This is a genomic window from Sphingomonas jeddahensis (assembly GCF_001981525.1).
Lineage (GTDB): Bacteria > Pseudomonadota > Alphaproteobacteria > Sphingomonadales > Sphingomonadaceae > Sphingomonas > Sphingomonas jeddahensis.
Window position 1 is genome coordinate 323,645 of record NZ_MPSB01000001.1, and the last position, 11,515, is coordinate 335,159.

The 11,515-nt window shown below is 66.7% G+C and carries 14 protein-coding genes; 10 read left to right on the forward strand and 4 right to left on the reverse strand.

Going from position 1 to position 11,515, the window contains the following annotated elements:
* Positions 1-16 precede the first annotated feature (16 nt).
* The 4 genes from msrB (at position 17) to SPHI_RS01495 (ending at position 2,587) form a co-directional block, all read left to right on the forward strand.
* The gene (gene msrB, locus SPHI_RS01480; protein ID WP_096348703.1) at positions 17-520 is read left to right on the forward strand and encodes a peptide-methionine (R)-S-oxide reductase MsrB; all 504 of its coding nucleotides are present in this window, start codon (positions 17-19) and stop codon (positions 518-520) included.
* Positions 521-638: 118 nt separating this feature from the next.
* Complete coding sequence (rplM, locus tag SPHI_RS01485; protein WP_076743109.1) at positions 639-1,118, forward strand: 50S ribosomal protein L13; 480 nt, start codon at positions 639-641, stop codon at positions 1,116-1,118.
* Positions 1,118-1,681: a 30S ribosomal protein S9 gene (gene rpsI, locus SPHI_RS01490; protein WP_076743110.1), complete on the forward strand. Its 564-nt coding sequence runs from the start codon at positions 1,118-1,120 to the stop codon at positions 1,679-1,681. The genes rplM and rpsI overlap by 1 nt, the downstream gene beginning before the upstream one ends.
* Positions 1,682-1,957: 276 nt before the next feature.
* Positions 1,958-2,587 (forward strand): retropepsin-like aspartic protease family protein, encoded by a 630-nt coding sequence (locus SPHI_RS01495; RefSeq protein WP_076743236.1) that lies wholly within the window; start codon positions 1,958-1,960, stop codon positions 2,585-2,587.
* Here the strand turns inward: SPHI_RS01495 and SPHI_RS01500 are convergent.
* The 3 genes from SPHI_RS01500 to modA are packed head-to-tail and all read right to left on the reverse strand — an operon-like array spanning position 2,574 to position 4,601.
* Positions 2,574-3,176: an ATP-binding cassette domain-containing protein gene (locus SPHI_RS01500; protein WP_076743111.1), complete on the reverse strand. Its 603-nt coding sequence runs from the start codon at positions 3,174-3,176 to the stop codon at positions 2,574-2,576. The two genes, SPHI_RS01495 and SPHI_RS01500, sit on opposite strands and share 14 nt — an antisense overlap.
* Entirely contained in the window at positions 3,166-3,852 is a 687-nt protein-coding gene (modB, locus tag SPHI_RS01505; RefSeq protein ID WP_076743112.1) for a molybdate ABC transporter permease subunit, read from the reverse strand. The genes SPHI_RS01500 and modB overlap by 11 nt, the downstream gene beginning before the upstream one ends.
* Positions 3,849-4,601, reverse strand: a complete 753-nt coding sequence (modA, locus tag SPHI_RS01510; RefSeq protein WP_076743113.1) for a molybdate ABC transporter substrate-binding protein — start codon at positions 4,599-4,601, stop codon at positions 3,849-3,851. The genes modB and modA overlap by 4 nt, the downstream gene beginning before the upstream one ends.
* 266 nt (positions 4,602-4,867) lie before the next feature.
* Here modA and SPHI_RS01515 point away from each other — a divergent pair, with 266 nt between their 5' ends.
* The 3 genes from SPHI_RS01515 to SPHI_RS01525 are packed head-to-tail and all read left to right on the forward strand — an operon-like array spanning position 4,868 to position 7,791.
* Positions 4,868-5,833 (forward strand): acyl-CoA dehydrogenase, encoded by a 966-nt coding sequence (locus tag SPHI_RS01515; protein WP_076743237.1) that lies wholly within the window; start codon positions 4,868-4,870, stop codon positions 5,831-5,833.
* The gene (locus tag SPHI_RS01520) at positions 5,830-6,981 is read left to right on the forward strand and encodes an acyl-CoA dehydrogenase family protein (protein WP_076743238.1); all 1,152 of its coding nucleotides are present in this window, start codon (positions 5,830-5,832) and stop codon (positions 6,979-6,981) included. The genes SPHI_RS01515 and SPHI_RS01520 overlap by 4 nt, the downstream gene beginning before the upstream one ends.
* Before the next feature lie 12 nt (positions 6,982-6,993).
* The gene (locus SPHI_RS01525; protein ID WP_076743114.1) at positions 6,994-7,791 is read left to right on the forward strand and encodes a crotonase/enoyl-CoA hydratase family protein; all 798 of its coding nucleotides are present in this window, start codon (positions 6,994-6,996) and stop codon (positions 7,789-7,791) included.
* A 111-nt stretch (positions 7,792-7,902) separates the two neighbouring features.
* Here the strand turns inward: SPHI_RS01525 and SPHI_RS01530 are convergent, their stop codons facing one another.
* Positions 7,903-8,514 carry a DUF924 family protein gene (locus tag SPHI_RS01530; RefSeq protein WP_076743115.1) on the reverse strand — a complete coding sequence of 204 codons (612 nt, stop codon included), beginning with the start codon at positions 8,512-8,514 and terminating at the stop codon, positions 7,903-7,905.
* Between SPHI_RS01530 and SPHI_RS01535 the strand changes: the two genes are divergently transcribed.
* The 3 genes from SPHI_RS01535 (at position 8,513) to SPHI_RS01545 (ending at position 11,462) form a co-directional block, all read left to right on the forward strand.
* On the forward strand, positions 8,513-9,784 hold the full coding sequence (locus tag SPHI_RS01535; protein ID WP_076743116.1) for a MiaB/RimO family radical SAM methylthiotransferase: 1,272 nt from the start codon (positions 8,513-8,515) through the stop codon (positions 9,782-9,784). The genes SPHI_RS01530 and SPHI_RS01535 overlap by 2 nt on opposite strands.
* Positions 9,781-10,713: a signal recognition particle-docking protein FtsY gene (ftsY, locus tag SPHI_RS01540; protein ID WP_076743117.1), complete on the forward strand. Its 933-nt coding sequence runs from the start codon at positions 9,781-9,783 to the stop codon at positions 10,711-10,713. The genes SPHI_RS01535 and ftsY overlap by 4 nt, the downstream gene beginning before the upstream one ends.
* 137 nt (positions 10,714-10,850) lie before the next feature.
* Complete coding sequence (locus SPHI_RS01545; RefSeq protein ID WP_076743118.1) at positions 10,851-11,462, forward strand: septation protein A; 612 nt, start codon at positions 10,851-10,853, stop codon at positions 11,460-11,462.
* Positions 11,463-11,515: the final 53 nt, after the last annotated feature.

Genomic DNA, 11,515 nt, shown 5'->3' on the forward strand with positions numbered 1-11,515 from the left:
CACCTAAATGCCGGGCATGGATCCTTTGTTCGATCGTCGGAACATGCTGATGGCGCTGGGTGCGGGCGGCGCGGCGGCCTTACTCGCTGCGTGTCGCGCCTCGCCGGCCGAGGCTGAGACCTTTCCCGTCCGCTTCAGCGATGCGCAGTGGCGGGCGAAGCTGTCGCCGGCGGCATATCAGGTGTTGCGGCGCGAGGCGACCGAACGACCATTCTCCAGCCCGCTCGACAAGGAGAAACGCAGCGGCACCTTCGTGTGCGGCGGATGCGGCAATGCGTTGTTCGCCTCGCGCACCAAGTTCGACAGCGGGACGGGCTGGCCGAGCTTCTGGGCGCCGCTGAAGAATGCTGTCGGCACGCGGCGCGACTTCAGCCTCGGCCTGCCGCGGGTCGAGGTGCATTGCGCGCGATGCGGCGGGCATCTGGGGCATGTGTTCGATGATGGCCCGCGGCCGACGGGCAAGCGTTACTGCATGAACGGGGCCGCCATGACGTTCCGGCCAGCCGCCAAGGTATCATAATACCCGTCATGAGAGCCGCGGAATCGTTGACTTTCCGCGGCCACTTCCGCAAAGGCCCCTCATCGCGCCGCACCTTCACGGGAGCGGCGTTACTGTTTCTTGCAAAGGTCCATAGCCCATGAAGGCGCTGATGAAGACCACCAAGGCGGCCAAGCCCGCCGAAGTGGAAAAGAAGTGGCACATTGTTGACGCCACCGATCTGGTGGTCGGTCGCGCTGCGGTGGTGATCGCCAACGTGCTGCGCGGCAAGCACAAGACCTCGTTCACCCCGCACGTCGATTGCGGTGACAATGTCATCGTGATCAACGCCGACAAGGTGCGCTTCACCGGCAACAAGCTGGCCGACAAGATCTATTACAAGCACACCGGCTATGCCGGCGGCATCAAGGGCGTCACCGCCGAGAAGGTGCTGGAAGGTCGCTTCCCGGAGCGCGTGCTTGAGAAGGCTGTTGAGCGCATGATCCCGCGCGGGCCGCTGGGTCGCCAGCAGATGCGCAACCTGCGCATCTTCAAGGGCGCCGAGCATCCGCACGCAGCGCAGAACCCCGAAGTCCTCGACATCGCCGGCATGAGCCGCAAGAACAAGGTGGGCGCATAATGTCCGACAACCGCCAGTCGCTTTCCGATCTCGCCGCGCTGACCCAGCAGGGCGAGCAGCAGCCCGCGGCCGCCGCCGCTTCGTCGACCGACGCGCAGGCCGACGCTTATCTCTCCGGCCAGATCGATGCGCCGACGCAGCCGACCACGCCGCTGCGCGCGCAGGAGCTGGACAAGTACGGCCGCGCCTATGCCACCGGTCGCCGCAAGGACGCGGTTGCCCGCGTCTGGCTGAAGCCGGGTTCGGGCAAGATCACGATCAACGGCCGCGACCAGGAAGTCTATTTCGCGCGTCCGACGCTGCGCCTCGTCATCAACCAGGTGTTCGGCATCACCGAGCGCGACGGCCAGTATGACGTGATCTGCACCGTCAAGGGCGGCGGGCTTTCGGGCCAGGCCGGCGCAGTGAAGCACGGCATCAGCCAGGCGCTGACCAAGTATGAGCCGGCGCTGCGTAGCCCGGTGAAGGCCGCAGGCTTCCTGACCCGCGACAGCCGTACCGTTGAGCGTAAGAAGTACGGCCGCGCCAAGGCACGCCGCAGCTTCCAGTTCTCGAAGCGCTAAGATTTTGGCGACCTCGGATTGCGCGAGCGATCCGAAGGCTTGCCGCGGCGGATCGCGGAGACAGCAAGGCTGGCTTCGTGGGATGGCGTGGCGGAACACCGACGAGACAAGGGGCGGTCCAGCGATGGGCCGCCCTTTTTGTTTGTGGGTTGGAAAGGCGTGGTGGCCGGCGCCGAGCGAAGCTTTGTGCATTCCCGGATGGCCGCGTCCAATGCCGGCGGCAGTAAGCGGGGCACAGCCATCGCAGCGCAAGCTCGTGCGCCCTATATACATTTTATGCCCGCTCTTGCCGATCTTGCCCCGCATCTTCCGCTGATCCTGACAGTCTTAGCCGTGGTGGTCATCGCCGGCTTCCTGCGGCGCATCCCAGTGATCGGGCGGATCGTCGGCGCTTTGACGTGGTTGATCCTGCTCGGCGCGCTGGCGATGGTGCTTGTACAACGCGAGCGGTTCGATCCTTATGTCGGGCGGGTTGCCGAGATGCTCAATCTTTCGGGCCAGCAAGTAGCGGGTGACGAGACGCGCATCCGGATGAGCCCCGATGGACATTTCTGGGCGAATGTTCGCTTCGGCGGGGTGAACCGGCGAATGCTGATCGACAGCGGCGCCACGGTCACTGCCTTGTCGCTCGACACCGCCAATGCCGCTGGATTGGAGGTGCGCGACGCCTTGTTCCCGATGCTGCTGCGCACCGCCAATGGCACGATCCGCGCGCAGACCGCGGCGATCGACGAATTGTCGATGGGCAATATCGTCGCGCGCGACGTGCCGGTGGTCGTCTCCCCCGCGTTCGGCGATACCGACGTGCTCGGCATGAATTTCCTGTCGCGGCTCAAATCCTGGCGGGTGGAAGGGCGGACGTTGGTGCTGGTGCCGAACCACCCGCAGGACGTCACATCCGGATGATCTGCTGACCGAGCCGCTCGGCCTCCACCGAATCGTGGGTGACGATCAGCATCGGCAGACGCACCTCGTCGCGCACCCGCTCGATCGCGCGGGTCGCCTCCTCATGGCGGGCTCGATCGAGCGAAGACAAGGGTTCGTCGAGCAGTAGGAAATCGGGGGCGCTGAGCAGCGCCCGGCCGATCGCCACCCGACGCGCCTCACCGCCCGACAAGGTGCGCGGCCAGCGATCGAGCAGCGGCGCGATGTCGAGGGTAGCGGCGATATCCGGCAGTGCCGCCGCATCGCGCGCGCCGTAGAGCAGGTTCTTGCGCACGGAGAGATGCGGAAAGAGGCGCGGTTCCTGGAACACCATGCCGACACGGCGATGCTGCGGGGCTACGTCGATGCGCGCGGCATCGTCGAACAAGGTGCGGCCAGCGACCCGGACATGGCCGCGATCGGGGCGAAGCAGCCCGGCGATCATCAGGAGCACGCTGGTCTTGCCGGCGCCCGATGGGCCGACCAGCACCGTGCTGCCGGCTCCGGCATGGAAGGCGGTGCCGATCACCGCCCTGCCCCGCCGCACCGTTACATCCACGTCAAAGGACATGGAGCCTGCGCCCCTGACGCCGCGCGAGCAATTCGGACACGATTAAGGCGGCCAGGCTGAGCGCCACGGAGATCGCCGCCAGCTGCCACACCAGCGCCTCTCCGCCGGGCCGCTGGAGCGCGGCATAGATGGCGAGCGGCAACGTCTGCGTTTCGCCGGGAACGTTGGAGACAAAGGTGATCGTCGCGCCGAATTCCCCCAGCGAGCGCGCGAAGCCGAGCATGGCGCCGGCGAGCACGCCGGGGAGCGCGAGCGGCAGGGTGATGGTGGCAAAGGTGCGCCACGGCCCGGCACCAAGCGTGCGCGCGGCTTGCTCCAGGCGTTGATCGATCGCCTCGATCGACAGCCGGATCGCGCGCACCATCAGCGGCAGCGCCATGATCCCGGCGGCAATCGCCGCGCCGGTCCAGCGGAACAGCACGGTGGTACCGAACCAGCGATCGAGCGCCGCGCCCAACGGACCGGCGGGAGCGAAAGCGATCAGCAGCAGCCAGCCCGTCACGACCGGCGGCACAACGAGCGGCAAGTGAACAAGGCCGTCGAGCAGGATCTTGCCGGGAAATCGCCCGCGCGCGAGCAGCCAGGCGAGCGCAAAGGCGACCGGCAGCGTGCCCGCCGTCGCCACGCCGCCGACCAGGAGCGACAGGCGGACAATTGTCAAGAGTTCGTCGTTCACCGCGCGACGAAGCCGTGACGGCGCATGATCGCCTTGCCCGCCGATGATAGGAGAAAGCGGCGAAAACCTTCTGCCTCGGGATCGCGCGAGGTCGTGAGACGGGCGATCGGATAAACGATGGGTGGGTGGCTACCCGGCGGGAAGATGCCGGCAACTCGAAGGTTGGGCGCGATACGCGCGTCGGTGGCATAAACGATCCCGTAGGGCGCGGCGCCGCGCTCCACGAGCGAGAGTGCCGCGCGCACGCTTTCACTGCGGACCACGCGCGGCGCGACATAAGACCAGGCGCCGAGCCGCTCGAGCGCGGCCTTGCCGTATTTACCCGCGGGCACCGCGGCGGGATCGCCCATGGCGAGCGCGCCTGCGCCGAGCAGCTTGCCGAGCGCCGAGCCGCGCTTGCTGCCCACCGACGGCTGGCCGGAGCGGGCGACGACCACCAGCCGGTTGCCGGCGAGCACCGCGCGCGTTCCCGTGACCAACAGCTTGCGGCTGGAAAGATCGTCCATCCAGTCCTGATCGGCGGAAACGAACAGGTCGGCCGGGGCACCCGCCGCGACCTGTCGGGCGAGTGCGGACGAAGCGGCGAACGACAGGGTCGGGCGAGCGTGGCCCTGCCGTGCCCAGGCGTCGGCGGCATCGCCAAGCGCTTCCTGCATGCTGGCCGCGGCGAGCACCAACGGGCCGCGCTTCTGTGCCGAGGCGGGGGCCACCAGCGTTAAGAACAGCAACACGGACGAGATCAGGCGCATCAACGTCTCCAACGATCCCGCACGTGCGGCACCTTCGCACAAAGCACCCACTACCCCGGGGCGTAATCCGGGCCCTCGCTTCTCCCGCGGCCTATCAGAGGCGGCGGGACCCCGGGTCAAGCCCCGGGGTGCAGGGTGAAAAGCCGTTTGAGCGAACACCGCGGCCAGAGTGTCAGGTGGACAAGCCCGCCGCGCTTGCCTTACCGACGGAGCGATAAACGGAGAGGAACGGCCATGCACAAGCAGGACCGGCTCGGATGACGAGCATGAGCGAGATCGGAACGATGCTCGCCGATACGGCCGAGCGGCTGTTCGCCAGCCATGCCGACGCGATCGATGACGCGGCGCGCGACGGCCGCTGGCCGGCAGCAGCGTGGGCGGCGGTGGAGGAAAGCGGGCTGCCGCTGGCGTTGGTGCCGGAAGAGCAAGGTGGGTTCGGCGTGCCTGCAGGTGAGGCGATGGCCTTGATTCGCCTCACTGGGCGTCATGCGCTGGCATTGCCGCTGGCCGAGACCATCATCGGCAATGCCTTGCTCGCTGCGGCCGGCTTGCCGCTGGCCGAAGGCCCGATCGGACTGGCAGATGGTGCGCAGGCACGCGTGCCCTGGGGCCGGTTCGCGCAGACACTGGTGTACGCCTCAGGTGCTGATCTGCACCGCTGTTCGTCGCGCGGGATGGCGACGGAAGGGAGCAACCTTGCCGGCGCGCCGCGCGACATTTTGTCATTCTCCGGTGGCGAGTCGCGTGCGGCGGCTGGCGCCTCGCTGCTTGAGCTCGGCGCATTGGCGCGGGCGTTGCAGATGGCCGGCGCGCTGGAGCGGGTGCTGGAACTGACCGTCGAGCATGTTTCCACGCGGGTCCAGTTCGGGCGCCCGCTGGCGAAGTTCCAGGCGATCCAGCAGGAACTCGCGAAGCTCGCCGGCGAAGTGGCGGCGGCCTCGGCAGCCGCGGACCAGGCGGCGGACGCTTATGTCGGTGGCGGCGATCTGGGCTTTGCGGTGGCGGTAGCACGGGCGCGGATCGGCGAAGCCGCGGGCAAGGCAAATGGTATCGCGCACCAATTGCATGGCGCGATCGGCTTCACCCGCGAACATGCGTTGCATCGCCTCACGACCGCGCTGTGGGCGTGGCGCGATGAGTTTGGCACGCAGCGCTATTGGACGCTGGCGATCGGCAAGCGCGCGCTGGAAGCCGGACGTGACGGCTATTGGCCGATGGTGGTGGCGGCATGACAACGCTTCGTTTCCCCTCGCCGCCCCAGCATGACGCCGCTGAAGCGCTCCGCGGCGAAGTTCGCGCGTTTCTGGCCGAGACGCTGGCCGAGCGCTCGCCGCTCCATCGCGCCGATAGCTGGAACGGGTTCGATCGCGATTTCAGCCGCAAGCTGGGGCAGCGCGGCTGGCTCGGCATGACCTGGCCCAAGCGCTATGGCGGGCACGAGCGCAGCGCGTTCGAGCGCTATGTGGTGGTCGAGGAAACGCTCGCCGCCGGTGCGCCGGTGGCGGCGCATTGGATCGCCGATCGCCAGAGCGGGCCAAGCCTACTCAAATATGGCACCGAGGAGCAGAAGCAGAGCGTGCTTCCCGGCATCGCCGCGGGTGAGACGGTGTTCTGCATCGGCATGAGCGAGCCCGATTCGGGATCGGACCTCGCGGCGACCCGCACGCGCGCAGTGCCGGTCGATGGCGGCTGGCGGGTGACGGGCACCAAGCTGTGGACCACCGGCGCGCATCACGCCGATTACATGATCCTGTTCTGCCGCACGAGTGGCACGCCGGCGGACCGGCAGGCGGGGACCAGCCAGTTGCTGGTCGATCTCAAGGCGACCGAAGGGCTGACCATTCGCCCGATCATCGATCTCGCCGGGCAGCACCATTTCAACGAAGTGCATTTCGAGGACGCGTTCCTCCCGGCCACCGCGCTGATCGGCACGGAGGGCGCGGGCTGGGAACAGGTGATGAGCGAGTTGGCGTTCGAGCGCAGTGGGCCGGAACGGTTCCTGTCGTCGATGCAGCTGCTGATCGAGCTGGTCGGCGTGCTGCAGGGCGCGCCTGGCGAAGCGGCGCAATTGGCGCTGGGGCGGCTGACCGCGCATCTCGTCACGCTGCGGCGGCTGTCGCGCGGCGTGGCGGCGATGCTGGAGGCCGGCGAAAACCCCGGCACGCACGCCGCGATCGTCAAGGATCTCGGGGCCACGTTCGAACAGGATTTGCCAGACATAGCGCGCGGGCTGATCGATGCCGAGCCGGATGCCGCTTCGACTTCGGATCTCGTCGCAGTGCTGGCGCATATCACATTGAACGCGCCCAGTTTCTCGCTGCGTGGCGGCACGCGCGAGATTTTACGCGGCATTATTGCACGCGGCCTGGGCCTGCGCTGAAGGAGATACCCGATGACCGTCGTCACTACCGAGATCCTCGGGCCAATTGCGATCCTGCGTCTGAACCGTCCCGATGCGATGAACGCGCTTGGCGCCGACGGCGACGGCGAGGCAGTGCGGGCGGCGTGCGACGCGCTCAATGCCGACCTTTCGATCCGCTGCGTCATCCTTACCGGTGAGGGCCGCGCCTTCTCCGCCGGCGGCGACATCAAGAAGATGGCCGACCCGGAGGGGCCGTTCTCCGGCGGCGGCCTGCCGATCCGCAGCCATTATCAGCGTAACATCCACCGCATCGCGCGGGCGCTGTTCTCGCTCGACATGCCGGTGATCGCGGCGGTGAACGGCGCAGCAATCGGCCTCGGCTGCGACTTGGCGTGCATGGCCGACATCCGCATCGCGAGCGACAAAGCGAAGTTCGGCGTGACCTTCCTGAAGCTGGGGCTGGTGCCGGGCGATGGCGGATCGTGGCTGCTGCCGCGCACGATCGGGATGAGCCGGGCGGCGGAGCTGTTCTTTACCGGGGACCTGATCGATGCGGCGACGGCCGCTGATTGGGGGCTTGTGAGCCGCGTTGTGCCGCACGACACACTGATGAACGAGGCGCTGGCCATGGCAGGCAAGATCGCGGCGCTTCCCCCGCACTCGCTGCGGCTTACCAAATCGCTGCTGCGGCAGGGGCAGACGAGCAGTTACGACCAGGCGCTCGATTCGGCCTCAACCGCGCAGGCGGTGAGCCATGCGACCGAGGATCACCGCGAAGGGGTGATGGCGTTGCTGGAGAAGCGCGAGGCAGTGTTTCGGGGCCAGTAGCCAATCACTCGTTCGTGCTGAGCCTGTCGAAGCACGTGTCGTGAGCGGGACGCCTTGCGACATGCACTTCGACAAGCTCAGTGCGAACGGCCGTTCGGTGAACCGAACATCTCAGCCCTTCGGCGGTCCCTTGCCATTGTCGGGCGCTTCCAGGAACGCTCGCTCTTCAGGCGTCGTATCGCGCTCCAGCGCTGCGTTTCGCGTCGGGAAGCGGCCGAATCGCTCGATCACCTCGCGATGCCCGATCGCGAACGGAAGGTTCGGCCCGCCCATCGCGGCGAACCTGTCGACGCACAGATCCTGGAGCGCCGGATCCTCGGCATGCATCAGCGGCATGTACAGGAAGGCGCGTTCTTCTTCGGCGTAGCGTCCCTCCCAGCCGCGCTCGATCGCCAGCAGCGTCAGTTCGACGGCGAGGTCGTCCGCCTCATAGGCGCGCGGCGAATCGCGGTGGATGTTGCGGGAGAATTGATCGAGCAGCACGATTGCGGCGAGCAGTTCGTCCGGGCCGTCGCGCCAGCCCTCCGCCCGATGCGCGAACACCTTATCGCGCAAGGCGCCGAACCGCCGGGTGATGTCCGTGTCGAGCGCCGGGTCGCGTGCGAATTGCTTCTCCATCGAGAGCGCGAACCAGAAGTCGAGCACCTCGCGCGCCGCCTCTTCAACATCGGCACCAGCCGCATCGTGGACTATCGCGCCATGTGTCCCTAGATCGCCGGCCATGCTCGCCTCCCGTTTGCCCGACGTGATTACCCTGGGCTGTCGATTGAACCTTGCCGAGAGCGAAACGATCCGCTCGCTCGCGGGATCGCGAGATATGGTCGTGATCAATGGCTGTGGTGTGACAAACGAAGCGGTGCGCCAGACGCGCGTCGCGGTACGCCGGGCGAGGCGCGACCGGCCGAATGCGGAGATCGTCGTCACCGGATGTGCATCCGAGATGGATCGGAATGCGTTCGCGGCGATGCCCGAGGTGGATCGCATCATCCCCAATGCCGCCAAGCTGCTGCCCGCGACCTGGGGCGGCTTTCCGAACCACCAGCCGCCGCGCCGCCATGCCCGCGCGTTTGTTGGTGTTCAGAACGGCTGCGATCACGCCTGCACCTTTTGCGCGATCCCGCAGGGGCGCGGGGCGAGCCGATCCGAACCGATCGGCGCGGTGGTGACGCGCATTGCAGCACTAGTGGAGGATGGCACCAATGAAGTGGTGCTGACCGGCGTCGATCTGACGAGCTATGCTGGCGGGTTGGGTGCGCTGGTCGAGGCGATCTTAATCGGCGTGCCGGGCTTGCCGCGGCTGCGGCTGTCGTCGTTGGACACGATCGAGATCGACGGCCGGCTGTTCGATCTGGTCACGGGTGAGCCGCGGGTATTGCCGCACCTCCATCTGTCGTTGCAGGCCGGGGACGATCTGATCCTGAAACGCATGAAGCGCCGGCATTTGCGTCAGGATGCCGTGACGATGATCGAGCGGTTGAAGGCCAAACGTGACATCGCGATCGGCGCTGACCTGATCGCCGGGTTTCCGACGGAAAGTGAGGCGGCGTTCGCCAATACGCTCGCGCTGCTGGACGATTGCGATATCGTCCATGCGCATGTTTTTCCCTTCTCGCCGCGCGCGGGCACGCCCGCGGCGCGGATGCCGCAGCTTCGGCCGGAGATCGTGAAGGAGCGCGCGGCGAGGCTGCGCGCGGCGGCGGCGGCACGGAAAACGGCGTGGCTGAAGACGCTGCTTGGTTCGACGCAGCAAATCGTCGTCGAGAAGCCGGGCGATCGCGGCCATGCGCCGAACTTTGCGGAAGTCCACCTTCCCTCCATTCACCCTGAGCTTGTCGAACCGCCGTCCTTTTCTTCGCCGTCGGAGAGGAAGGGCATTGCTTCAACAGGCTCAGCACGAATGGGCGACACAAGCTCAGCACCAACGGTTGGAAGCGTAATCACGACGACCATCACGGCCGCCACCGACGACCATCTCATGGGAACCATTGCATGACTGACGATCGCTCCTGGCACGACAAGCTTCTTGGCGGGTTTCGCCGTACCTCCGATCGGCTGGTCGGCAACCTCGCGGGGCTCGGCACCGCTCGACTCGACGAGCAGACGCTCGACGACGTCGAGGAAGCGCTGATCGCCTCGGATCTCGGCCCGCAAACTGCGGGGCGCATCCGCACGCGGCTGGCGGAGGGTAGCTTCGAGCGCAACATGGAGGAGCTGGGCATCCGCCTCGTCGTCGCCGAAGAGGTGGAGAAAGTGCTGGCGCAGGTCGCCAAGCCGCTCGAGATCGATGCGTTTCCGCGCCCGCAGGTGGTGCTGGTGATCGGCGTCAACGGATCCGGCAAGACGACAACCATCGCCAAGCTGGCGCACCTGTTCCTCGAACAGGATTATGGCGTCATGCTGGCGGCAGGCGACACGTTCCGCGCCGCCGCGATCGGCCAGCTCGCCACCTGGGCGGAGCGGATCGGCGTGCCGATCGTCACCGGCCCGGAGGGCGGCGATGCAGCCGGCGTGGTCTGGGATGCGGTGAAGAAGGCGACCGAAACCGGCATCGACGTGCTGATCGTGGACACCGCCGGTCGTTTGCAGAACAAGCGTGAGCTGATGGATGAGCTTGCCAAGATCCGCCGCGTTCTCGGCCGCATAAATCCCGCTTCGCCGCACGACGTGGTCCTCGTGCTCGATGCGACCACCGGGCAGAATGCGCTGAGCCAGATCGAGGTGTTCAAGGAAGTTGCGGGCGTCACCGGTCTGGTGATGACCAAGCTGGACGGCACCGCCCGCGGCGGCGTGCTGGTGGCGGCGGCGGAACGCTACGGCCTGCCGATCCATGCCATTGGGGTGGGAGAGTCGATGAACGACCTGCGTCCGTTCGATGCCAATGAGGTAAGCCGCGTCATCGCCGGCGTGGAGCGGGCGAAGTGAACCAGCGGAAAGGTTCGGACCGTTCGGGCTGAGCTTGTCGAAGCCCTGCCCTTCCCCTCAAGGTGAAATCAGCCCTTCGATAGGCTCAGGGCGAACGGAAGAGCCAGACGATCGTTGCCCGTACAACGGAGTATGAGTTGACCGAACCGACCAAATCCCCCCCTGGCCTGCGCCTTGCGCTCGACTATGGCCCGCTGCTCGTCTTCTTTGCCGTGAACTTCCTCACGCCCGGGCCGGCGATTGCACGGATCATCGCGGCGACCGGCGCCTTCATGGTGGCGATGGTGGTGGCGCTGGGTGTGTCATGGTGGAAGACGCGGCACATTCCGCCGATGCTGCTGATCTCGGGTGCGTTGGTGATCGTGTTCGGCGGTCTGACCATCTGGTTCCAGGACGAACGCTTCATCAAGATGAAGCCGACATTGGTGTACGCGATCTTTGCCGCTACGCTGGGGTTCGGACTCGCCACTGGGCGCCCGTTGCTCCAGATGCTGCTGGAAAGTGCTTATCCCGGGCTGACGGCGGCGGGGTGGCGCAAGCTGACGCGCAACTGGGCGCTGTTCTTCGTCTTCATGGCCGTCCTGAACGAAAGCGTGTGGCGCTCCACCACCACCGATTTCTGGGTCGGCTTCAAACTGTGGGGGGCGATCCCGCTGACCATGATCTTCGCGATCGCGAACGTGCCGATGCTGATGCGGCACGGCTTGCAGGCAGGCGACGTGGGCAAGACCGTCCCGCCGCAGGAATAACGGCGGGAGCGGCGGCAAGCGCTGGGCAAGAAACCCGTGGCTTCCTATGTCGC

Coding starts and splice junctions, on each gene's coding strand:
- msrB (WP_096348703.1), top strand. CDS start 17: ATGGATCCTTTGTTCGATCGTCGGAACATGCTGATGGCGCTGGGTGCG.
- rplM (WP_076743109.1), top strand. CDS start 639: ATGAAGGCGCTGATGAAGACCACCAAGGCGGCCAAGCCCGCCGAAGTG.
- rpsI (WP_076743110.1), top strand. CDS start 1,118: ATGTCCGACAACCGCCAGTCGCTTTCCGATCTCGCCGCGCTGACCCAG.
- SPHI_RS01495 (WP_076743236.1), top strand. CDS start 1,958: ATGCCCGCTCTTGCCGATCTTGCCCCGCATCTTCCGCTGATCCTGACA.
- SPHI_RS01500 (WP_076743111.1), bottom strand. CDS start 3,176: ATGTCCTTTGACGTGGATGTAACGGTGCGGCGGGGCAGGGCGGTGATC.
- modA (WP_076743113.1), bottom strand. CDS start 4,601: ATGCGCCTGATCTCGTCCGTGTTGCTGTTCTTAACGCTGGTGGCCCCC.
- SPHI_RS01515 (WP_076743237.1), top strand. CDS start 4,868: ATGAGCGAGATCGGAACGATGCTCGCCGATACGGCCGAGCGGCTGTTC.
- SPHI_RS01520 (WP_076743238.1), top strand. CDS start 5,830: ATGACAACGCTTCGTTTCCCCTCGCCGCCCCAGCATGACGCCGCTGAA.
- SPHI_RS01525 (WP_076743114.1), top strand. CDS start 6,994: ATGACCGTCGTCACTACCGAGATCCTCGGGCCAATTGCGATCCTGCGT.
- SPHI_RS01535 (WP_076743116.1), top strand. CDS start 8,513: ATGCTCGCCTCCCGTTTGCCCGACGTGATTACCCTGGGCTGTCGATTG.
- SPHI_RS01530 (WP_076743115.1), bottom strand. CDS start 8,514: ATGGCCGGCGATCTAGGGACACATGGCGCGATAGTCCACGATGCGGCT.
- ftsY (WP_076743117.1), top strand. CDS start 9,781: ATGACTGACGATCGCTCCTGGCACGACAAGCTTCTTGGCGGGTTTCGC.